This window comes from Bosea sp. F3-2 (assembly GCF_008253865.1).
In the GTDB taxonomy this organism is placed as follows: Bacteria; Pseudomonadota; Alphaproteobacteria; order Rhizobiales; family Beijerinckiaceae; genus Allobosea.
In genome coordinates, this window is record NZ_CP042331.1 from 2,379,642 (window position 1) to 2,401,599 (window position 21,958).

The 21,958-nt window shown below is 67.5% G+C and carries 22 protein-coding genes; 7 read left to right on the top strand and 15 right to left on the bottom strand.

The annotated features are described in order from the left end of the window. Positions 1-21: 21 nt before the first annotated feature. From FQV39_RS11010 to FQV39_RS11020, 3 genes are read right to left on the bottom strand one after another with little or no spacing between them, the layout of a single operon-like run. Positions 22-432 (bottom strand): DUF3168 domain-containing protein, encoded by a 411-nt coding sequence (locus tag FQV39_RS11010; RefSeq protein WP_149130324.1) that lies wholly within the window; start codon positions 430-432, stop codon positions 22-24. Beyond that, complete coding sequence (locus FQV39_RS11015) at positions 429-767, bottom strand: phage head closure protein (RefSeq protein ID WP_149130325.1); 339 nt, start codon at positions 765-767, stop codon at positions 429-431. The genes FQV39_RS11010 and FQV39_RS11015 overlap by 4 nt, the downstream gene beginning before the upstream one ends. A 3-nt stretch (positions 768-770) precedes the next feature. Next, positions 771-1,340: a head-tail connector protein gene (locus FQV39_RS11020; protein WP_187640245.1), complete on the bottom strand. Its 570-nt coding sequence runs from the start codon at positions 1,338-1,340 to the stop codon at positions 771-773. Between the two features lie 83 nt (positions 1,341-1,423). Here FQV39_RS11020 and FQV39_RS11025 point away from each other — a divergent pair, with 83 nt between their 5' ends. Further along, on the top strand, positions 1,424-2,200 hold the full coding sequence (locus tag FQV39_RS11025; RefSeq protein ID WP_248313324.1) for a S1 family peptidase: 777 nt from the start codon (positions 1,424-1,426) through the stop codon (positions 2,198-2,200). Positions 2,201-2,259: 59 nt separating this feature from the next. After that, positions 2,260-3,105, top strand: coding sequence for a S1 family peptidase (locus FQV39_RS11030; protein WP_149130327.1), 846 nt, complete (start codon positions 2,260-2,262; stop codon positions 3,103-3,105). 6 nt (positions 3,106-3,111) lie between these two features. On the opposite strand, the gene FQV39_RS11035 is transcribed toward FQV39_RS11030, so the two are convergent. The 8 genes from FQV39_RS11035 to FQV39_RS11070 all read right to left on the bottom strand — a co-directional run bounded on the left by FQV39_RS11035 (position 3,112) and on the right by FQV39_RS11070 (position 10,490). Continuing rightward, entirely contained in the window at positions 3,112-4,359 is a 1,248-nt protein-coding gene (locus FQV39_RS11035) for a phage major capsid protein (RefSeq protein ID WP_149130328.1), read from the bottom strand. 21 nt (positions 4,360-4,380) lie between these two features. Next, positions 4,381-4,887 carry an HK97 family phage prohead protease gene (locus FQV39_RS11040; protein ID WP_149130329.1) on the bottom strand — a complete coding sequence of 169 codons (507 nt, stop codon included), beginning with the start codon at positions 4,885-4,887 and terminating at the stop codon, positions 4,381-4,383. Positions 4,888-5,068: 181 nt separating this feature from the next. Beyond that, entirely contained in the window at positions 5,069-5,263 is a 195-nt protein-coding gene (locus FQV39_RS11045; RefSeq protein ID WP_149133784.1) for a hypothetical protein, read from the bottom strand. Between the two features lie 2 nt (positions 5,264-5,265). After that, positions 5,266-6,447 carry a phage portal protein gene (locus tag FQV39_RS11050; protein ID WP_149130330.1) on the bottom strand — a complete coding sequence of 394 codons (1,182 nt, stop codon included), beginning with the start codon at positions 6,445-6,447 and terminating at the stop codon, positions 5,266-5,268. A 283-nt stretch (positions 6,448-6,730) separates the two neighbouring features. Then, on the bottom strand, positions 6,731-8,032 hold the full coding sequence (locus tag FQV39_RS11055; RefSeq protein WP_472840642.1) for a DNA-packaging protein: 1,302 nt from the start codon (positions 8,030-8,032) through the stop codon (positions 6,731-6,733). Next, a complete protein-coding gene (locus tag FQV39_RS11060) occupies positions 7,986-8,369 on the bottom strand; it encodes a hypothetical protein (RefSeq protein WP_149130332.1) in 384 nt (127 codons plus the stop codon). The genes FQV39_RS11055 and FQV39_RS11060 overlap by 47 nt, the downstream gene beginning before the upstream one ends. A 160-nt stretch (positions 8,370-8,529) precedes the next feature. Then, on the bottom strand, positions 8,530-9,111 hold the full coding sequence (locus FQV39_RS11065) for an LOG family protein (protein ID WP_149130333.1): 582 nt from the start codon (positions 9,109-9,111) through the stop codon (positions 8,530-8,532). Then, positions 9,108-10,490: a M20/M25/M40 family metallo-hydrolase gene (locus tag FQV39_RS11070; protein ID WP_149130334.1), complete on the bottom strand. Its 1,383-nt coding sequence runs from the start codon at positions 10,488-10,490 to the stop codon at positions 9,108-9,110. The genes FQV39_RS11065 and FQV39_RS11070 overlap by 4 nt, the downstream gene beginning before the upstream one ends. Positions 10,491-10,675: 185 nt before the next feature. On the opposite strand from FQV39_RS11070, the gene FQV39_RS11075 reads away from it, so the two are divergent. Continuing rightward, entirely contained in the window at positions 10,676-12,019 is a 1,344-nt protein-coding gene (locus FQV39_RS11075) for an Nramp family divalent metal transporter (protein ID WP_149130335.1), read from the top strand. A gap of 127 nt (positions 12,020-12,146) precedes the next feature. On the opposite strand, the gene FQV39_RS11080 is transcribed toward FQV39_RS11075, so the two are convergent. Further along, positions 12,147-13,688 (bottom strand): helicase HerA-like domain-containing protein, encoded by a 1,542-nt coding sequence (locus tag FQV39_RS11080; RefSeq protein WP_149130336.1) that lies wholly within the window; start codon positions 13,686-13,688, stop codon positions 12,147-12,149. 155 nt (positions 13,689-13,843) lie between these two features. Between FQV39_RS11080 and FQV39_RS11085 the strand changes: the two genes are divergently transcribed. From FQV39_RS11085 to scpA, 4 genes are all read left to right on the top strand, one after another. Further along, positions 13,844-14,230, top strand: coding sequence for a DUF2267 domain-containing protein (locus FQV39_RS11085; protein WP_149130337.1), 387 nt, complete (start codon positions 13,844-13,846; stop codon positions 14,228-14,230). Between the two features lie 182 nt (positions 14,231-14,412). Next, on the top strand, positions 14,413-16,386 hold the full coding sequence (locus tag FQV39_RS11090; protein ID WP_149130338.1) for a methylmalonyl-CoA mutase subunit beta: 1,974 nt from the start codon (positions 14,413-14,415) through the stop codon (positions 16,384-16,386). 14 nt (positions 16,387-16,400) lie between these two features. Continuing rightward, positions 16,401-17,204 carry a bifunctional hydroxymethylpyrimidine kinase/phosphomethylpyrimidine kinase gene (gene thiD / locus FQV39_RS11095; RefSeq protein ID WP_187640319.1) on the top strand — a complete coding sequence of 268 codons (804 nt, stop codon included), beginning with the start codon at positions 16,401-16,403 and terminating at the stop codon, positions 17,202-17,204. Positions 17,205-17,487: 283 nt separating this feature from the next. Continuing rightward, a complete protein-coding gene (scpA, locus tag FQV39_RS11100) occupies positions 17,488-19,656 on the top strand; it encodes a methylmalonyl-CoA mutase (protein ID WP_149130340.1) in 2,169 nt (722 codons plus the stop codon). 64 nt (positions 19,657-19,720) lie between these two features. Here scpA and FQV39_RS11105 read toward each other — a convergent pair whose 3' ends face one another. From FQV39_RS11105 to FQV39_RS11115, 3 genes are all read right to left on the bottom strand, one after another. Continuing rightward, complete coding sequence (locus tag FQV39_RS11105) at positions 19,721-19,996, bottom strand: hypothetical protein (RefSeq protein ID WP_149130341.1); 276 nt, start codon at positions 19,994-19,996, stop codon at positions 19,721-19,723. 101 nt (positions 19,997-20,097) lie between these two features. Next, positions 20,098-20,886 (bottom strand): ABC transporter permease, encoded by a 789-nt coding sequence (locus FQV39_RS11110; protein WP_149130342.1) that lies wholly within the window; start codon positions 20,884-20,886, stop codon positions 20,098-20,100. After that, positions 20,883-21,785, bottom strand: coding sequence for an ABC transporter permease (locus FQV39_RS11115; protein WP_248313326.1), 903 nt, complete (start codon positions 21,783-21,785; stop codon positions 20,883-20,885). The genes FQV39_RS11110 and FQV39_RS11115 overlap by 4 nt, the downstream gene beginning before the upstream one ends. Between the last annotated feature and the right edge of the window lie 173 nt (positions 21,786-21,958).

Sequence of the window (21,958 nt, forward strand, 5' to 3'; positions counted from 1 at the left end):
ACGATTGGGGTGTTGCCGATGTCAGGGTGTTTCGGTGACCGCACGGAAGCGGATCGTCAGTTGGCCGAGTCCGGTGCGCGGCTCGCGAGCGAGCCGGCTCGACAGCCAGCGCAGATTGACGAGGGCGTGCCCTTCCAAAGTGAGTTCGGCATCGTCGAGCGCGCCGACGATCAGCCTTGCCGCCTCCAAAGCCTGCCGCGAGGAGGCGCTCTGTGCCGCCCAGACGACGAGCACGAATTCCTGCTCGCAGCCACGGTCACTCCCGGTGGACCAGTCGCGGGCCTCGACATCGCCATGGACGACATAGAGACCGCGCGCCGCGCGCGGCGCCGCGTCATGGATGCGTCCGGGACCGATCAGCGCCGTCAGCGCAGGATCGGCCGTCAGACGAGCCTGAATCGCCGCGCGCAGAGCCAGGATCGCGTCGCTCATGGCTTCACCTCTTCCACCAGGCAGATGAGGCGCCGACGCGAACCGTCGGGATCGGCAACCGCTCGGATGTCGAAAATGCGATTTCCGTCACGTAGCCGCTTGCCGGCATCGAGATCGCCACGCCAGCGCAGCGTCACGCGGTGGGTCGCAACCTGCTCCGGGCGCCCCTGTCGCCACTGCTCGGTGCCCGTGAGCCATTCGATCTGCGCCCAGAAGGCAGCGACCGGTTCGAAGACTTGGGTCGCCCCTCCGAGTTCGTCCGGCGTGGCGACGGGTGCCTCCAGCGTGAGTCGACGCCTCAGCCGGCCAATCGGAGCTCCAACAGCACTCGCCATGACTCAGAGCCTTCCACGGCGGAACGGGGCCACCAGCGCGGCGACCGCGCTCGGCAAAGCCCGCGCATCGCGGCTGGCGACGTCGCCCCGCTCCTCGAACCAGCGGGCGGCCAATATCAGCACGGCCTGGCGCAGCGGAGCGGGAACGGCGGCGGCCGTCGCCCCGTATCCGGCAACGATGTCGATCTCGATCGCGCCGTGATTGCGGCCGATCTCCGGAAGCTCCCCGGTCACGCGGACCAGCGGAGGGTCGGCGCTCCTGTCCAGCGTGAGCGCCGCCGCGGCGACCGGTTGCGGCGCCCCGAGCACATCGTAGACCCGCGCCGCCTCGATCCGGGCGATCGGTGACAGCGGCAGCCTGATCTCGCCATTGCCGGGCCAGCGATCAAGAACGATGCGCCAGGGCTGCTCGATCAGGCAGCGGCCCGCCGCCGCCTCGATCATCAGCCGCGCGGCTGTGATCAAGGTGGCGAGCAGATCGTCCTCGTCGTTCAGGTCCAGGCGCAGGAATTGCCGGGCCTCGGTGAGCGTGACCGGTTCCGCCGTCGGCGGGGCCAAAGCGAGCGGCGTCATGTTCATCCCCTTCGAAGGATCGTCTGGACGGTTCAATTGCAGAGCGCGGCGCGCTATCAGCACTCCGTTGGAAGGAGCACCAGATGCGCATCGCGAATGGGATCATCGCCACCGCACTCGGCGGCATGGTGTGCGGGCTCGGCGCCTTGCCCGCGAAAGCCGTGGTCGGCGGGCGCGAAGGCGGGCCGGCCGCCGACTCGACTTTGATGGTGCTCAATGCTCGCGGCGGCGTGTGCAGCGGCATCGTGCTCTCGGCGCGCGCCATCCTGACCGCGGCCCATTGCGCCGCCGGCGGAACGGAGCTGCGTATCCATTGGCGCGAGGCTGGCGAGCCCGTGCTGATCGCACCTGCGACAGTCAGCTTGCATCCCGAGTTCGATGCCGGTGCGATCCGCAGCCGGCGACGCTCGATCGACCTCGCTCTGATCCGGCTCGCAGATCCCCTGCCGGCGCGCTTCGCTCCCGCGGAGCTGATCGACGGACCGCTGCCGCCAGCGGGAAGCTCCGTCACGCTCGCCGGTTATGGCGTCGCCCGCGAGGGCGAAGCCCGCAGCACGGGCACATACCGATCCGCCACGCTGGCTGCCATCGAGCCCTATGGCCCGAGCCGCATCCTGCTCTGGGCGGCCGACCCGGCTGGTGCCGGCAAGCAGCCCGGCGCCAGCGCCTGCCAGGGTGATTCCGGCGGACCGGTCTTCGCCGATGGCGGCATCAGCGCCGTGACCAGCTGGTCGACCGGTCCGAAAGGCCGCAGTTGCGGGCTCCTCACCCAGGGCATTCTGGTCGCGCCACAGCGACACTGGATCGACACGACGCTGTCCCAATGGGGTGAAACGGCACGATGGTCGAAGGGCCGGTGAAAACGCTGGACTGCGCCGCGCCACCTCCTAGATTGATCAGCCGTCCACTGGTTCACGTCATGATCCTGCGCTCGCTTACCGCTCTCGCGTTTTCCCTTCTCGCCGCTGCAACGGCGCAGCCCGCCCTGGCCGTCGTCGGAGGCACCGACTCGCGCGATAGCCATGGTGCCCGCGCCTGGACCGTGCGGGTCGAGACCAGCCGCGGCGAGCTCTGCTCGGGCGCCGTGATCGCGCCGGAGATCGTGCTGACCGCCGCGCACTGCCTGATGGGGGGCGGCTCGATCAGCGTCGTCAGCCTCGATCCCCGTTTTCGCGCGCGGCGGCAGATGGTCGTCGCGGTCCTGCCGCATCCGAGCTTCGTGCCCGGCACCACGCCACGCACGCAGCCCGGCACCGACCTCGCCCTGCTGCGACTGGCGCAGCCGCTGCCGCAGGATATCGAGCCGCTCACACTGGGCAGCGGCCTCTGGCAGGGCGAAACCGTCACGATGGCGGGCTTCGGCCTCTCGGCCGAGGACAACAAGCGCACCGCCCGTCGCCTGCGCGAAACGCAACTGCTCAACGCCGGCAACTATACGACCCAGAACACCGTCAAGGTCGCGGTCGATGTCGAGGCGCGTGGAGAAACGCCAGGCGCCGGCGCCTGCCGCGGTGATTCCGGCGGCCCGGTGCTGCGCGGTTCGCCACGCTCGCGCGACCTCGTCGGGATCGTGAGCTGGTCGAGCGGGCCGCTCAATACGCGCGCCCGGCGCATCTGCGGCGGCTTCACCGCCATTACGCCGATCGGCGATTACCGCAGCTGGATCTCCGAGGGCAGCGCACGGCTACTTTCATTCGGCAGCGAGGCGCCACCGGACGAAGCGGCTCAGCCGCGCGCTGCCTTCAGCTGGTGGTTTTCGCGCTGAGGGACTTCAGACCGCGAATTTCAACCCCTTGATCGCCGCGAAGTCCTGGACACCGCCACCGACGCGCTTGGTCGTGTAGAACAGCACATAGGGTTTGGCCGAGTACGGATCGCGCAGAATGCGCACGCCCGCCCGGTCGACAACGAGATAGCCGCGCCGGAAATCGCCGAAGGCGATCGAGACCGCATTGTTGGCGATGTTCGGCATGTCCTCGACCTCGACGAGCGGGAAGCCGAGCAGGGTCGCCGGCGCACCGGCCGAGGCCGGGGGCTGCCAGAGATAGTTGCCGGTGCTGTCCTTGAACTTGCGGATCGCGCCCTGGGTCTTGCGATTCATCACGAAGGAGGCGTTCTGGCGATAGCCGGCCTTCAGCGCATAGACGAGATCGACCAGTACGTCGGACTGGTTGGCGGCCGGGAAGGCGCCGGCGACGCCGGTGTTGAGCACGCCGATATTGCCCCAGCTCCAGCTCGCATCGGCCGCAGTCGGATAGGCGAGGAAGCCCTTGGGCTTGTCGATGCCGTCGCCATTGACGAAGGCCGCGCCCTCCTGCTCGGCGAAGGCGCTTTCGACCTCCTCGGCGATCCACTGGTCGATGTTGACGATGGCATCGTCGAGCAGCGTCTGCGTCGCCGCCGGCATGGCGTAGAGCTCCATCGCCGGGAAGGAGAGCTCGGCCAGCGTCGGCGAGCCGGTCTGCGGCCGCGCCGCCACCTCGGCTACCCAGCCGGAGGCCGGGCCGGTCGTCGAGAAGGCCTTCTTGTAGGTGCCCGACGAGATCGTCCGCACCGTCGCCAGGGAGCGGATGGGCGAGACATTCGCCAGGCGGCGCAGGATCTCGCCCTCGACGGTCGAAGGTGCGAGGTAGCCGCCATCCGGGCCGGAACCGGCGGAAAGCGCCTTGGCCTCCAACCGCTTCAGCCCGCCGGCCTCACCGGTGCGGACATAAGCCGCGAAGGCGGCCTTGTGCTCGGCTACCAGCGGATCACGGGCCGGACCGTCCTGGCCGAGCGCCGGACGTGCGCGCTCCAGCGTCAGCCTGTCGATACGGCGCATGGTGTCGTCGAGCGCGGCATCCATGCGGGCGAGCTTCTCCTCGGTCAGCGGATCGGCACTATTGCGCGCTTCGATCCCGGCGAGGCGTTCGTCATTGGCGGCGCGATAGCTCTCCAGCGTGTAGCGCAGATCCTCGAAGGCGAGCGCGAGATCGGCGCCGGCCGCCTTGGTCTCAGGAGCGGTGTCGAGATGGGTCATGGGTTCTCCTCGGGGTAAAGGTCAAAGGAAAGCGAGGTGGCGGAAGGCCGTCTTGACGGCGCTGATCCGGGCCTGCGGCAGCATCGGGAAGGTGACGATCGAGACCTCCCAGAGATCGACGCGCTCGAGCCGGCGCAGGCCCGAGCGTGGCTCGTTGCGGGCGCGCTCGGGGCGGAAGCCGATCGACAGGCCGTCGATCGCGCCCTCTCGCATCAGGGCGTGGATTTCGCGGGCGCGGGCGACAGCGAGCGAAAGCCTGCCGCGCACGAAAAGGCCGCGGCTGTCCTCGCTCAGGCTGAGCCAACGGCCGAGCGGCTCGGCCGGGTCATGCTGCCAGAGCAGCTTGACGCCGGAAGGGCCGCGGCGTGCGAGGCTGTCACGGAACGCGCCGGGCTCGACCACGTCCTTGCCGAGATCGGGAATGCGGAAGAGGCTGGCATAGCCCTCGAAGACCCCGTCCGGCATGACGCGCGCCGGCTGCAGCGGCAGCAGCTTGGATTCGAGCGGAAGGCGATACGGGCCGTTCATCGGCCACCCTCCCCGCCTTTGCCACCCTTTCCCCCCCGCGGGTGCCCGCCCTCCAGCTTCGCCAGATTGTGAACGAAGCGGCTGAAGGTCTCCGCCGTCACGCCCACGGGCCGCGCCTTGGCCGGCTGTGCTTGCCCGACACCCTGCCGGGTCGACGGAGGTTTCGTGTCGCTGCGGCCCTTCATGACTGATCCCCCTCGTGGCGTGCGTTGAAGCGGTTGAGTTCGCGGACGAAATCGTCGAAGCGGCGGTTCGCCGCGGTCAGCTCGCGCAGGACGAGCCAGGCGAGGCAGGAGGCGCTCGCGGCCCAGAGCAGCAGGCCGAGATGGCCGACATCGGCCCGGCCGATGAAGGCCGTGACGATCTGGTCGAGCATGGTCACGATTGCTCCTCTCCGGAGGCACGCCGGCCGCAGCCAACCGCCTCGCGTTTCTCGTCGTCATCGAGGAAATTTGCCGCGCCGAGGCGCCGCCAGAGCGATTCCCGCTCGTCGGCGAGTGCCTCGACGGCATCGAGATCAGGTTCGAGCGAAAGCTCATCGCCGAAGGCGGGGCCGAGCCATTGCACCAGCGACTGCGCCGTGCGCCTGACCAGCGGAATCACCGTCTGGCGCCAGAGCGCGCGGTTGGCCTCGGCAAAATTGGCGTAGGTGTTGTCGCCGGCCAAGCCGAGCATCAGCGGCGGCACGCCGAAGGCGAGCGCGATCTCGCGCGCCGCTACGCCCTTCGCCGCGACGAAATCGAGCTCCGCCGGGGTCAGCGAGAGCGGCTTCCAGTCGAGCCCGCCTTCGAGCAGCAGCGGGCGGCCGGCATTGCGCGCTCCTTGAAAGGAATCCTCCAGCTCCTGCTTCAACCGGTCGAACTGCGCCTCGGTCAGCGTCGCGCCCTCCGGCCCGTCATAGACCAATGCGCCGGAAGGCCTGGCGGCGTTGTCGAGCAGGGCCTTGTGCCAGTTGCTGGCGGCGTTGTGGATGTCGAGCGCCGCCGCCGCAGGCTCGACCGGCGAGAGGCCGTAATGGTCATCGACCGGGTGGAACAGGGTGAGATGCAGGATTGGCGGGACTTCGCCCTCGTCCTGCCGGAAGCGCATCGTGTCGCCACCGACGGTGTAGTCATAGGCCTCCGGCCAGCCGTCGCGGCCCGGCACGACCCGCATGCGGTCTGGCCTGAGCGCATAGAGTTCGCGTGGCTCGCGGCCGGTGCTCACCGCCTCGACATAGGCGTTTCCGGCGACGAGCAGGTGGCCGAACAGCATCTCGCGAAAGGCGATGCCGCCCTGACGCGGATTGGGTCGCTCGACCAGCGCCAGGGCCGGATGCTCCGGCATTTCCCGCGACCCGACCTTGGCGACGAGCGGTGTCTGCGCCGCGGCCTCCGCGATCAGCCGGACGCAACGGTGCACCACCGGGTTGCGCTCGTAGCCCTCGCGCGACAGGGCGACATAGTCGCGTGGCGTCCAGACCGCACGCCCCGCCTCGTGCAAGGCGATGAGCGGCCCGACGCGCGAGCGCTTCTGATCCGGCGCGGCACGGCCGCGCAGGCTACGAAGGAAATCGAACATGGAAGTCTCGCCTTTTTTGACAGCTACGGGCGGGGGCGGCGTATGCGCGTGAACCCCTCCCCCTTGTGGGGAGGGGCAGGGGTGGGGGTCGAAAAGCAGGGCTCATCGCTGGAAGGTGTCCGTTCGGCGGCTGCCGGCTCGTCTTGTCCGGTGAACGCTCACCAAGCGGCGCCACCCCCATCCCCAACCCTTCCCCACAAGGGGGGGGAAGGGAGCTCGCGCTGCGGTTCCCGCGCTCCACCCGGCGCGAAGTGCTCGGGTCATCAAGCCCGAGAATGACGCTTCACATCCCCCTCACCCGCGGCCGGCCCTTCGGCGCGAGCATCAGATGGGTCAGCGCCCAGACGAGGGCGTCGAGCCGGTCGGGCGAGCGACCGCCTTCGAGGCCGCGCGGCCCGAAGGCGCACATCTCGTCCTCCAGCTCCGGAAAAGTGCCGGCATGGCGCACGCGCCCCTGCGCATAGAGCGCCGCGACCGGCTCGGCGCGCAGGTACTTGCCGCGCGTCGCCCGAACGGAGACCACCGGAACACCGGCATCGACCTCGCGGATGATGCTCTCGACCATCTCGCCGCCCTGATTGACCTCGACGACCAGCGCATCCGCCTCATGGCGGCGATAGAGCGCCACGGCCTTCTCGGCCCACTCGTGAGGCCTCGCGCCGGCGAGTGTCGCATCCTCCAGCACATGGCCGATGCCGTCGCTATCGGCGCCGGCCACAACCAGCCCGCAGCGATCGGCGCGCTGCGAAGACGAGGCCGGCGGATCAACCGCGACGGCGATCCGGGCGAGCGGCGGGTGTCGCCGCTCGCGAGCCACCTCGATCATCGCGCGTGTCCAGAGCGCGTCCGGGCTTTCCTCGACGATCTCGCCGTCGAGTTCCTGCCGGCCAAGCCGCGTCCCGCCATAGGTTTCGGTGACGGTGCGGACGAATTCCGCGGCGAGATGGAAGCGATTGTCCCGTGTCTTTGCCCGGCTCACCACGACATGCGGCTCGACCAGCAGGCGCTTGACCAGCGGCACAGGGCGCGGCGTCGTCGTAATGACCTGACGGGGATGGTCGCCAAGGCGAAGGCCGAATTGCAGCATGTCCCAGCACTCCTGAAGGTTCGGCCATTTCGCCAATTCGTCGGACCAGGCGGCGCCGAATTGCGGGCCGCGCAGCCCCTCGGGGTCCTCGGCAGAGAAGACCTGCGCGATCGCGCCGTTCGGCCATTGCAGGCGGCGCAGCGAAGGCTGCCAGGTCGGCCGCTCCCAGCGCGTATGGATCGCCAACAGACCGGAGACGCCTTCGATCATCACGTCGCGGACCTGCCCCTGCGTCTCGCCGACAAGGGCGATGCGTTCGGTCCGCATGTCGGCAAAGGGCGGATGGCCAAGCGCCATGCCCTTCACCCATTCAGCGCCGGTACGGGTCTTGCCGGCACCGCGCCCGCCCAAGACCAGCCAGATGGATTTCGGGGGTTGGAGCGGCTTCTGATCGCCTCGCGACCAAAGCCCCCATGCTTCCTGTACAACCTCGACCAGTTCAGGTTCGAGATCAGGCAATATCTCCGGGATCACCTTCGCCCAGCTCGCGGCGGGCAAGAGCTTCAAGACGTCGAGCAAGCTCCTGACGGAGCTGTGCGACATGTCGCAGGCCGTCAGCGGCAGAGAGTTCATCCGTCGGCTTGTCCCTCTTCACAACCTGCGGCTCCTCGATCGCAACCAGCTCGCGCACAGTACGAGCCAGCGTTGCCAGCGCCTTGGCGTCGGCCTCGCTCGCCGCCGCGCCTTTCGGCAAATCGGCGAGATGCTCCTCATGCGTATCGAGCTGGCGCTTGGCGGCGCGCCAGAGCTGGCCCACCACCGCCTTGCGGGAGATCGGCGGTCGTTTTGTCTTCTGCGGCGGCAACGCCGGCGTTTCGCTATCGTCTTCGGCCATGCGTCTCTTCCCGGATGGCAGGCACGAAAAAGCCGCCGGCTAGAGAGCGCGGCGGCTTCGTTCGGGCGGATTTCGTGAGCGTTCCTGATCTCTACACGATCAGCGTCACGATGTCAAGACAATATTCCTACAACCTGAAGACGTAGGCCGCGAGAATAACTCAGGCCTGCTCCTTCTCGATCCATTTGTAGGTCGCGGCCGGGACGTAGTTCTCCATGCGGTCGAGCAGCGTCGCCGGCTCGGTATCGGTCATCGCCATGGCCCGATGGCTCTGCTTCAGGAAACCGGCCTCGACCGTCTGGTCGAGGAAGGTCGCCAGCGGATTGTAGAAACCGGCGACATTGAGCAGGCCCAGCGGCTTGGCATGGATGCCGAGCTGTCCCCAGGTCCAGATCTCGAACAGCTCCTCGAAGGTGCCGATGCCGCCGGGCATGGCGATGAAGCCTTCCGACAGCTCCGCCATGCGCGCCTTGCGCGTGTGCATGGTGTCGACGACCTCGAGCCGGGTCAGCCCGACATGGCCGACCTCCTTGTCGCGCAGCGCCTTGGGAATGACGCCATGGACCTGGCCGCCGGCTTCCAGCGCTGCATTGGCGACAATGCCCATCAGCCCGACGGCGCCGCCGCCATAGACCAGGGTCAGGCCGCGCCGGGCGATCTCGGCGCCCATGGCACGGGCTCCTGCCGCATAGACGGGCTCATTGCCCGGGTTGGAACCGCAGAAGACACAAACCGATCTCATGAACCGAGAGCCTGCAAGATACGGGCCCAGGAACGCTGGCCCTTGTGGAAGGAGGACAGGTCGTATTTCTCGTTGGGCGAATGGACCCGGTCGTCATCGAGGCCGAAGCCAACGAAGAGCGTGTCGATGCCAAGCGTCCGCTTGAAATCACCACCTACGGGAATCGAGCCACCACTGCCGATCGAAACGACGCGCCCACCCCATTCGTCGGCGAGCGCCTTGCGCGCCTTCTGAAGCACCGGCGAATCCGTCGGCACCGCCAGCGCCGGCGAGCCGGAATGGCTGATGAACTCGGCCGAGACGTCCTCCGGCAGCCGATCGCGGACGAACTGACGGAAGGCTTCGGCGATCTTCGCCGGATCCTGATCGCCGACGAGGCGGAAGGAAACCTTGGCCGAGGCCTTGCCGGGGATCACGGTCTTGCTGCCCTCCCCCGTGTAGCCGCCCCAGATGCCGTTGACGTCACAGGTCGGGCGCGACTGGATCTGCTCGATCAACATGCGCCCCTTCTCGCCGATGGAATGCTTCAGGCCGACCTGCCCTAGGAACTCCTTCTCCGCCAGGTTGAGATCGGCCCATTCGGCCTTCTGGGCGTTGGTCGGCTGGTGAACGCCTTCGTAGAAGCCGGGAACGGTGATGCGGCCGTTCTCATCGTGCAGTTCGCCGAGGATCTTCGTCAGCACATGGATCGGATTGCAGGCCGCACCGCCGAACAGGCCGGAATGCAGATCGCGATCGGCCGCCGTCAGCGTCACCTCCTGATAGACCATGCCGCGCAGGGTCGAGGTGATCAGCGGGGTTTCGCGATCCCACATGCCGGTATCGCAGACGAGCGCGTAGTCGGCCTTCAGCTCGGCGGCATTGGCCTTGATATAGCCCGGCAAGTTGACCGAGCCGGATTCCTCCTCGCCCTCGACGAGGATCGTCAGGCCGATCGGCAGGTCGCCGGTTTCGGCCAGCGTCGCGCGCACGGCCTCGATAAAGGTCATCACCTGCCCCTTGTCGTCGCAGGCTCCGCGGGCGGAGATCACCTTGCGGCCGGGCTCCAGCTCACGCACGACCGGCTTGAAGGGATCAGTGTCCCAAAGATTCAGCGGGTCGACCGGCTGAACGTCGTAATGCCCGTAGAACAGCGCATGCGGCGCGCCCGGCTTCGGCCGATGCGCCAGCACGACGGGATGGCCGCCGGTCTCGCGCAGCTCGGCCTTGAAACCGAGGGATTCCAGATCGGCCCTCAGCCATTCGGCAGCGGCGCGCGTCTGCGCATTGAACGCCGGATCGGTGCCGATCGAAGGGATTTCGAGCCAGGAAGACAGGCGTTCGAGGGAATGGTCGAGCCCGGCGTCGAGACGAGCGAGAATAGCGGGAAGCTTGATCATGGCAGCCATCGGAAGCGATTCAGGTGACGCCATCATGGCAAGAGCCCACACGGGCGTCAGCCCACAATCATGCATTGCCGCCCGGCCTGATCGCAACTCCAATTGATAACGCTTCGCAACTGCATTGACAGCATCCGGAACGGCAGGTACTCCTTATTGCGAACAAGTTGCAGCAAGGCCCCATCATGTCGCAAAGCGCCCCGGAATCCTCGTCGATCTGGCTTCGATCGCGGGGCGAACCTTCCCTGACGGACGTCTTCCGCACCATCGCCGTCACGCCGACATCCTCATCCTGGCGCAAGTTCCTGGCCTTCTTCGGTCCGGGCTATCTCGTCGCCGTCGGCTACATGGACCCCGGCAACTGGGCGACCTCGCTCGCGGGCGGCGCCCAGTACGGCTACACGCTGCTCGTCGTCGCGCTCGTCTCGAACCTGATGGCGATCATCCTGCAGTCGCTCTGCGCGCGGCTCGCCATCGCTACCGGCCGCGACCTCGCCCAAGCCTGCCGCGACGCCTACCCCCCCTATATGGCCTGGCCGCTCTGGCTGCTGGCCGAGCTCGCGATCTGCGCGACCGACCTCGCCGAGGTGATCGGCACCGCGATCGGCCTCAACCTGCTCTTCGGCGTTCCGCTCGAGATCGGCGTGCTGATCACCGCTTTCGACGTCTTCATCATCCTGTGGCTGCAGACGCGCGGCTTCCGCTGGATCGAGGCCTTCATCATCACGCTGCTCGGCGTCATCGCGCTGTGCTTCGGCATCCAGATCGCACTGGCCGACCCGAACTGGGGCGAGGTCATCCGCGGTTTCGCGCCGACGACCGAGATCGTCACCAACCCCAACATGCTCTATATCGCGCTCGGCATCATCGGCGCGACGGTCATGCCGCATAATCTCTACCTGCATTCCGGCATCGTGCAGACCCGCGCCTATGGCCACACGTTGCCGGAGAAGCGCGAAGCGCTGAAATTCGCGACGATCGACTCAACCGTCGCGCTCTGTTTTGCGCTGCTGATCAACGCCTCGATCCTGATCCTCGCCGCTGCGACCTTCCACAAAGCCGGCCACACCGACGTCGCCGAACTCGGCAAGGCACAGGAACTTCTGCAACCACTGCTCGGCGCCTCGATCGCGCCCATGCTCTTCGCCATCGCCCTGCTCTGCTGCGGCCTCAACTCGACCGTGACCGCAACCATGGCCGGGCAGATCGTGATGGAGGGCTTCCTGCGCATCCGCCTGCCGGCCTGGATGCGGCGGCTGGTGACGCGCCTCGTCGCGATCGTGCCGGCGATCGCCGTGACGCTGATCTATGGCGAGGGACAGACGGCGAAGCTGCTCATCCTGAGCCAGGTCATCCTCAGCCTGCAGTTGCCCTTCGCGGTGGTGCCGCTGGTGATGTTCACGGCGTCGAAGACCAAGATGGGTGCTCTGGTGGCGCCGCGCTGGCTCAGCCTGACAGCAGGCATCATCGCAGCGATCATCATCGTGCTGAACGTCAAGATGCTGTTCGACCTCGCAACGGGGGCGTGAACAGCCGCCGTCATGCTCGGGCTCGACCCGAGCATCTCTCGCCGCATGAGGCTCCGGTGCCCTTTCCGGGCTGAGATTCTCGGGTCTGCGCTTCGCTCCGCCCGAGAATGACGCCCGGAGGCCGCGCTCAGCGTTTCCCGCCCGACATCGAGCCCAAAATGCCGCGCAGAATGGCCGTCCCGACCTGCCGGCCGATCGAGGTCGCGGCCGAGCGTGCGGCCGAGGTGATGATCTTCTCGGCCATGCTCTGCGGCAGCGGGCCGCCGCGCGAACCCGGCCCCGTCTTCGGGCGCTGCTGCGGAGCGCCGCCGCCGAGCCAGCCGCCGATCGTGTCGAGGATGCCGCCGCCCCCGCTCGTCGACGCCTCGACCGGCGAGCCGTCCGGATTGAGGTTCTTGCGCTTCATCAGCTCTTCATAAGCCGACTCGCGGTCGACCATGGCGTCGTACTTGCCCTTCTCGGGCGAGGCATTGATCGCCTGCTGGCGCTGCTGCGGCGTGCAGGGACCGACCTGCGCCATCGGCGGGGCGATCAGCGCGCGCTCGACCATTTCCGGCGAGCCCTTGCCCTCCAGCATCGAGACCAGCGCCTCGCCGACGGCGAGCTGGCTGATCGCCTCCTCCGTCTTGATCTTCGGGTTTTGCCGAAAAGTCTCGGCGGCGGCACGCACCGCCTTCTGGTCGCGTGGGGTGAAGGCACGCAGCGCATGCTGGACGCGGTTGCCGAGCTGGGCGAGGACCGTATCCGGGATATCGAGCGGGTTCTGGGTAACGAAATAGACGCCGACGCCCTTCGAGCGGATCAGGCGGACGACCTGTTCAACCGCCGTCAGCAATGCCTTGGGCGCGCCGTTGAACAGCAGATGCGCCTCGTCGAAGAAGAAGACGAGCTTGGGCTTGTCGAGATCGCCGACCTCCGGCAGCTGCTCGAACAGCTCCGAGAGCAGCCAGAGCAGGAAAGTCGCGTAGAGCCGCGGATTGTTCATCAGCTTGTCGGCGGCGAGGATGTTGACGATGCCGCGGCCGTCGCGATCCGTCTTCATCAGATCGTTGATGTCGAGGGCCGGCTCGCCGAAGAACAGATCGCCCCTCTGGTTCTCCAGCACGAGCAGCGCGCGCTGGATCGTCCCGACCGTCGCGGAACTGACATTGCCGTATTTGGTGGTCAGCTCCTGCGCATTCTCGGCGAGGAAGGTCAGGATGGACCGCAGATCCTTGAGATCGAGCAGCAGCAGCTTCTGCTCGTCGGCGATGCGGAAGGCGATATTGAGCACGCCTTCCTGGGTGTCGTTGAGATCGAGCAGGCGGGCCAGCAGCAGCGGCCCCATCTCGGAGATCGTGGCGCGGACCGGATGGCCCTGCTCGCCGAACACGTCCCAGAAGACGGTGGTGAACTGGTCCGGCTCGTATGTCAGCCCGAGCTCCTTGGCCCGATTGACGAAGGCGGGCTTCGAATCGCCCGGCGCGACGATGCCGGAGAGATCGCCCTTGATGTCGGCGGCGAAGACCGGAACGCCGTTGCGGGCAAAGCCCTCGGCCATGACCTGGAGCGTCACCGTCTTGCCGGTGCCGGTCGCGCCTGTCACGAGGCCGTGGCGATTGGCGAGCTTGAGCAACAGGTTCTCCGGCTTGCCGCTCTTGCCGATCAGAATCGCGCCGTCATCCGCCATCACATCCGCCTATGAGGTTTCCCAGAACGTCAGTGGAGGGTGTAACCAAACGACGCAGAAGGCGGAAGCCCAAGCCCGTTGGAATCAGATCGTAAATATGTAAACTATTTTTCGAGGGCTTCGCGGCGAAGCCGTTTGGCGAGGGGTTTGGGACCATGGAAGAATTGCTCACGCGGGTGGCTGCGGCGGCCGGCATCAACGAGGAACTCGCCCGCAAGGCGGTCGGCATCATTCTCGCCTTCCTGCAGAAGGAAGGCCCGGCGACCGAGATCGGCCAGCTGATGGCGGCACTGCCGGGCGCGCAGGCACTCGCGGATGCCGAAGGCGGCGCCAAAGGCGGCATGCTCGGCGCGATCGGCGGGCTGATGGGCGGTGGCGGCGGCGTGATGGCGCTCGGCGGCCAGCTGATGGGTGCCGGCCTCTCGATGGGCCAGATCCAGAGTGTCTCGAAGGAAATGTTCGCAGTCGGCCGCGAGAAGGCCGGCGAGGACGCGATGGGCGCGATCGTGGGCGCCATTCCGGGTCTCGGCCAGTTCGTCTGATTTCGTCGGAATCTTCTGCGCCGTCGCGGCGCCGTCTTTGGGCGGCGTAGCGGCGGCGTTTTGTATCCTTCTTCGCATTCTTGCACCTGCCCTGCGACGAAGTAGGGATGGCGGTGCGCGCGCGCCCATGGCAATCAGCACTCCACGGCTGCACACTATGCGGAAGAGGAGCATCGGCGCGCATGAACTCGGCTGCCCCATCCGACCTTCCCTATCTCGACGCCTTTCCGGCGCCGTCGCATGACGCCTGGCGCGCGGCAGTCGACAAGGTTCTGAAGGGCGCGGATTTCGAGAAGCGGCTGGTCGGCCGCAGCGCCGACGGTATCCGCATCGAGCCGCTCTACCCCGCCGCCTCCCCTGCCGCGCGGGCCTTGCGCGCCGAAGCCGAGCGCTGGCACGTCGCGGCCCGGCTCGACCATCCCGGGCCGAAGGAAGCCCAGGCGCTTGCGCTGGCCGATCTGGAAGGCGGTGCCGACACGCTGACCATCAGCTCTGCGGGCGCGCAAGCAGCGAGAGGCTACGGTCTCGTCGCCGACGACGTCTCCGCTCTCGATACCGCCCTCGACGGTGTCATGCTCGATCTTATCCGGCTGCGGCTCGACCCTGCTCCCCAGGGCCGCATCAACGCCTTGCTGCTAGCGGCGCTGATCGAGAAGCGCGGCCATGCGCCGGCCGAGCTTTCCGTGGAGTTCGGCCTCGATCCGATCGGCGTCTTCGCCGGGCTTGGCTCGCTCGCCGTCTCCTGGCCCGAGGTTGGCCGCAGACTTGCCGAAACCATCCGCGCCATCAAGGATCGCGGCTTCTCCGGCCCGTTCATCACCGTCGACAGCCGGCCCTATCACGAGGCCGGCGCCAGCGAGGCGCAGGAGCTCGGCGCGGCGCTCGCCACCGCGGTCGCCTATCTGCGCGCGCTCGAAGCGCAAGGGCTGACGCTGGCCGAGGCGCGCGACACCCTCGCCTTCACGCTGGTCGCGGATACCGACGAATTCCTGACGGTCGCGAAGTTCCGGGCAGCAAGACTGCTCTGGAACCGCATCCAGCAGGCCTGCGGGCTCGCACCGAAGCCAGCTCGGATTCATGCGGAGACGGCCTGGCGCTCGCTGACCCGGCGCGATCCTCATGTCAATCTGCTGCGCGGCACGGTCGCCGCTTTCTCTGCGGGAGTCGGCGGGGCGGATTCGCTGACCGTCCAACCCTTCACCGCCGCGCTTGGCCTGCCGGATGCTTTCGCGCGTCGTGTCGCCCGCAATACCCAGCTCATCCTGCTCGAAGAGAGCAATCTCTGGCGCGTCGCCGATCCGGCGGCCGGTGCCGGCGGTTTCGAGGCGCTGACGCAGGCGCTCTGCGAACAGGGCTGGCTGGCCTTCCAGGAGATCGAGCGACAGAGCGAAGGCGATCTGCGCGGCATCGTCGCCGGCCTTGCCAACGGCTCCGTCCAGAAGACGCTGGCAGGGCAGAGGGCCGCGCGTATGAAGGTGGTGGCGACTCGCCGGGAGCCGATTACCGGCACCAGCGAGTTCCCCCATATCCGCGAGGATGCGGTGGCCGTGCTGAAGGTCGCGCCGGTCGCCCGCGGAGAACGGCGTCCGCCCGGCAGCCTCGCCGAACGGAACCAGGGCGAAATCATCCGTTCCTTCGTCGGCGGCGCCGGCCGAGCCGACGCCCAGATCGCGCCCGGCGCGGCTTTGCGCGCGGACACGCTGCCCTCGCTCAGGCTGGCGGAGCCGTTCGAAGCCCTGCGCGACAAGGCCGACGCCCTGCCGCAACGGCCCGTTGTCTTCCTGGCGACGCTCGGCTCCATCGCCGACTTCACCGCTCGCGCGGGCTTTGCCCGCAATCTGTTCGAGGCCGGCGGCCTTGCCGCTCCGAGCGGCGACGGCTTCGCCACGGATGGCGCCACTGATCTCGACGCGCTGGTCGGCGCCTTCCGCGATTCGGACGCGAAACTTGCCTGCCTCTGCGGCTCGGATATCGCCTATGCCGAGGAAGGTGCCGCCGCGGCCGAGGCGCTCGCCGCAGCCGGAGCGACGGTCTGGCTCGCCGGCCGCCCCGCCGAGAGCGAGGCTTTGAACAAGGCCGGCATATCCTCGTTCATCTTCATGGGTTGCGACGTGGTCGAGACGCTCGAACGCGCGCAGGCCATCGCGAGCGCCTGACCGGAGACATGAGTTTGACTGCTATCGCCCTCACCATCGCCGGCTCGGATTCGAGCGGCGGCGCCGGCATCCAGGCCGACCTCAAGACCTTCGCCGCGCACCAAGTCTATGGCGCCAGCGTCATCGTCGCGCTGACGGCGCAAAACACGAAGGGCGTCAGCGCCATCCATGCCGTGCCACGCGACTTCGTTGCCAAACAGATGGACGCGGTGTTCGAGGATCTCGACGTCAATGCAGTCAAGATCGGCATGCTGGCGACGGCCGAACTGATCGAGACGGTCGCGGCTGGCCTGAAGCGGCATGGCGCGAAAAACGTCGTGCTGGACCCGGTAATGATCGCGGCTTCCGGCGCGCGCCTGCTGGAAGCATCGGCGGTGGAGGCGATCCGCAAGCATCTTTTCCCGCTCGCAACGCTGATCACGCCGAACCTGCCCGAGGCTGCCGCCCTGCTCGGCTCCAGCATGGCGGAAACCGAGCAGGCGGTCGACGAGCAGGCCGAGAAGCTCGCGGCCTTCGGCGCGGCCAATGTCCTGGTCAAGGGCGGCCATGGCAGCGGCGATGTCAGCAGCGACCTGCTCCTGCTCGCCGGCGGCGCGCGCCAGCGCTTCAATGCGCCGCGCCTTGCAACCCGCAATACGCACGGCACCGGCTGCACCCTGTCCTCCGCCATCGCGGCGAACCTCGCCAAGGGCCTGCCCCTGCCGGAGGCCGTCGGCCACGCCAAGAGCTACATTTCCGCCGCCATTGCAGCCGCCGACGAGGTTGCAGTTGGCCACGGCCACGGGCCGGTGCATCATTTCCATCACTGGTGGGACTAGGGTCTGTACTCATGATGGGCGCTGTTCTGACGCAGGGCATTTTGATCGGCGGGCAGGAGCGTGGGCGCAGCAAGCCGTCCGGCTTGCAAGGCCGCGCGACGCACCAGCCGCTCAAAAGGCCCGCGCCCCGAAGGGGTCGGGCGAAAACGGGCGATAGCGACGTCGGTCCCTTGCCCGATGCCTGGGGCATCGGGCGGCGGGCTCCTCCTCGCTCTCGGCCGTTTTGGCCCGATCAGAACAACGCCCATCATGAGTGCAGACCCTGGCCCGACGGGAGCAAGCCATGACCGCGATCCCGGATTTCACGAAGCTCGCCTTCGCCGACACCCGGACGGCGGCGCCGGCCGAGCTATCGGCGGCTGAGCCCTGGCTGACGCCGGAGGATATCCCGGTCAAGCCGCTCTACACGGCGGATGATCGCGCCGGCCTGCCCTTCGTCGAGACGCTGCCGGGTATCGCGCCCTATCTGCGTGGCCCCTACCCGACCATGTATGTCAACCAGCCCTGGACGATCCGGCAATATGCCGGCTTCTCCACGGCTGAGGATTCCAACGCCTTCTACCGGCGCAACCTCGCCGCCGGGCAGAAGGGGCTCTCGGTCGCCTTCGATCTCGCCACCCATCGCGGCTACGACTCGGACCATCCCCGCGTCGCCGGCGATGTCGGCATGGCGGGCGTGGCGATCGACTCGATCTACGACATGCGCACGCTGTTCTCCGGCATCCCGCTCGACCAGATGAGCGTCTCGATGACGATGAACGGCGCGGTGCTGCCGGTTCTGGCGCTCTATATCGTTGCGGCGGAAGAACAGGGTGTGCCGCAGGCCAAGCTCTCGGGGACCATCCAGAACGACATCCTCAAGGAGTTCATGGTCCGCAACACCTATATCTATCCGCCCTCGCCCTCGATGCGGATCATCGGCGACATCTTCGCCTTCACCTCGGCCAACATGCCGAAGTTCAACTCGATCTCGATCTCCGGCTACCACATGCAGGAGGCGGGCGCGACGCAGGACCTGGAGCTCGGCTATACGCTGGCCGACGGTGTCGAATATATCCGCGCCGGCCAGCGGGCGGGGCTGAGCGTGGATGTCTTCGCGCCGCGCCTGTCCTTCTTCTGGGCGATCGGCATGAACTTCTTCATGGAAGTCGCCAAGATGCGCGCCGCCCGGCTGATCTGGGCGAAGCTCGTCAAGGATTTCGGCGCGACCAACGAGAAATCCCTGCCCTTGCGCACCCATTGCCAGACCTCGGGCTGGTCGCTGACGGCGCAGGACGTGTTCAACAATGTGCCGCGCACGATGATCGAGGCGATGGCGGCGACGCAAGGCCACACCCAGTCGCTGCATACCAACGCGCTCGACGAGGCGCTGGCGCTGCCGACCGACTTCTCCGCCCGCATCGCCCGCAACACCCAGATCCTGCTCCAGCAGGAAAGCGGCACGACCCGGATCATCGATCCCTGGGGTGGTTCCTATTACGTCGAGCGGCTGACGGCAGAGCTTGCCGAAAAGGCCTGGGGCCATATCCAGGAGGTCGAGAAGCTCGGCGGCATGGCCAAGGCGATCGAGGCCGGCATCCCGAAGCTTCGGATCGAGGAGGCCGCCGCCAAGACGCAGGCGCGCATCGATGGCGGCCAGCAGGCGATCATCGGCGTCAACTGCTTCAAACCGGAGAACGAGGCTTCGATCGACGTGCTCAAGGTCAACAACGCGTCGGTGCGCGCCCAGCAACTCGACAAGCTGAAGCGCCTCAAGGCCGAGCGCAACGAAACCGAGGTGCAGGCGGCGCTGACCGCGCTCACCAACGGCGCCGCCGGCAACGGCAACCTGCTCGATCTCGCGGTCAAGGCTGCCCGCGCCAAGGCGACGGTCGGCGAGATATCGCTGGCGATGGAGAAGGTCTTCGGGCGCCACAGGGCCGAGATCAAGGCGATCTCAGGCGTCTACAAGCGGGAGGTCGGCGACATGAACCCAGCCGTCACGCGCGTCCAGCTGATGTGCCAGGCTTTCGAGGAGGCGGATGGCCGCCGCCCGCGCATCCTCGTCGCCAAGATGGGCCAGGACGGGCACGACCGCGGCCAGAAGGTGATCGCCTCGGCCTTTGCCGATCTCGGCTTCGACGTCGATATCGGCCCGCTCTTCGCGACGCCCGACGAGGCGGCGCGGCAGGCGGTGGAGAACGACGTCCACATCGTCGGCGTCTCCTCGCTGGCGGCGGGACATCTGACGCTAGTGCCAGAGTTAAAGGCGGCGCTCGCCAAGGCCGGTCGCCCCGATATCATGATCGTGGTCGGCGGCGTCATCCCGCCGCAGGATTTCGACGCGTTGATCGAGGCCGGCGCCTCGGCGATCTTCCCGCCCGGCACCGTCATCGCCGACGCCGCCGAGAAGCTGCTGGAAGAGCTCAACCAGCGCCTTGGCTACGCCCAGCACACGGTCGCTGCGGAATAACGAAAAAGGCGGGCGCTGCCCTCAGGCCGCGCCCGCCCCATGGTCACAGCCGGCGTGGCGACACTTACCGCCAACCGTAACCATAGCCATAGCGCGGCGGAGGCGGCCGCATGGCGTAGCCGTCAGAGTAGCGATGCCAGCGGCGCTGACCCCAGAAGCCATGGACGGCCGGCGGCGCCGGGCGCCAGCCATAGCCGTAGGCCGGGCGCTCATAATCGGCGCGCTCGTAGCGGTCGCCGAAAGCCTGCGCGTTTCCTGTTCCGGCGAAGGTGGAAGCGGCGAGCACGATGCCGCCCAGTGCGAGGGCCGCCAAACCGATGCGGGCGCGATTGCGGAACATGGTCCCTGTCCTGTCTCGCGGCGGGGAGAATTCCCCGGCCGTGAGAGGGACATTCGCAAAACCTGGCTGAACGGGCTTTGAGGGCGCCGTTCAGGCGCCGTTTAACTGCCGGAGAGCTGCTCGCGTTTCAGCAGCAGCGAAGCGGCGATCACGACGATAGCCACGGCCCCGATCATGATCGTGCAGGCGGCGTTGATCTCGGGCGAGACCCCGAGCTTGACCGCGGAATAGAGCCGCATCGGCAGCGTGGTCGCGCCGGGGCCCGTCGTAAAGCTCGCGATGACGAGATCGTCGAGCGACAGCGTGAAGGCGAGCATCCAGGCCGCCGCCACCGCCGGCCAGATCAGCGGCAAGGTCACGGTCCAGAAGGTGACGAAGGGCGTGGCGCCGAGATCCTGCGCCGCTTCCTCCAGCGAGCGGTCGAAGCCGGCGAGCCGTGATTGAACGACGATGCAGGCGAAGCCGAGGCTGAAGGTCGCGTGGGCGATCGTCACGGTCCAGAAGCCCCGCTCGACATCGGCCGACACGAAGAGCAACAGCAGCGACAGGCCCGTCACCACCTCGGGCATGACGAGCGGGGCCAGCACCATGCCGGAGAACAGTGTGCGCCCGCGGAAGCGGCCGTGGCGGGCGAGCGCCAGCGCGGCAAGCGTGCCGAGGATCATCGCCAGCGTCGCCGAGACAAAGCCGAGCCGGATCGAGAGCCAGGCTGCATCGAGCAGCGGCTCGTTCGCCAGCAGTGCGCCGTACCAATGCGTCGAGAAGCCGCCCCAGACCGTCACCAGCCGTGAGGCGTTAAAGGAATAGGCGACGAGCGTCAGGATCGGCAAATAGAGGAAGGCGAAGCCGACGATCAGCGCCAGGATCAATCCGGGGCCGAGCCTGCTCACGTCGCCATCTCCCGCCGCAGGCGCGCTCGCTGGAACAGGACGAGCGGCAGCACCAGCACGACGAGCAGCACCACCGCCACGGCCGAGGCCAGGGGCCAGTCACGGTTCGAGAAGAACTCGCTCCAGAGCACCTTGCCTATCATCACCGTGTCGGGGCCGCCGAGCAGGTCCGGAATGACGAATTCGCCCACCGCCGGAATGAAGACCAGCGCGGAGCCTGCGAGGACGCCGGGTAGCGAAAGCGGCAGCGTCACCGTGAAGAAGGCCGTGAGCGGCGTGGCGCCGAGATCGGCCGCAGCCTCCAACAGGCCGCGATCGAGCTTTTCCAGCGTCGCGAAGAGCGGCAGCACCATGAAGGGCAGGTAGGAATAGACCATGCCGAGGAGCACGGCTGTCTCGGTGTTAAGCAGACGCAGCGGCTCGGCCTCGAAGCCGAAGAAGGCGAGCGCAGCGTCGAGCAGCCCCTCCGGCCGCAGGATGCCGATCCAGGCGTAGACGCGGATCAGGAACGAGGTCCAGAACGGCAGGATGACGAAGACCAGCAGGATGCCGCGCCAGCGCGCCGGCACTGATGCCATGGCATAGGCGAGCGGATAGCCGATGGCGAGGGCGAAGACGGTGGTCAGCGCCGCGATGCGCAGGGAGTAGAGATAGCTCTGCCAGTAGAGCGGGTCGTCGCCGAGCAGCTTGAAGTTCTCGACATCGAGCTGCGACAGGAACTCGCCGAGCTGGGCGAGCCCCTCCCAGTGCGGCGCATAAGGCGGCAGAGCCGTCGCCGCCTGCGAGAAGGCCATGCGCAGGACGATGGCGAAGGGCGCGAGGAAGAACAGCGCGAGCCACAGATAGGGCACGGCCACGACCAGCCGGCCGAGCCGCTGCAGCGAAGCGACCGCGCTCACGGCGTCACTCCGCCGTCATTCCGGGGCATTGCGAAGCAATGAGCCCGGAACCCATGAACACGACGCCACAGCAAAAATCCGTGCCCTTCACACCCTTTCCGGAGAGGACCGCGGATATGGGTTCCAGGCTCGCCGCTACGCGTCGCCCCGGAATGACGCGAGCGGTTCCCCGC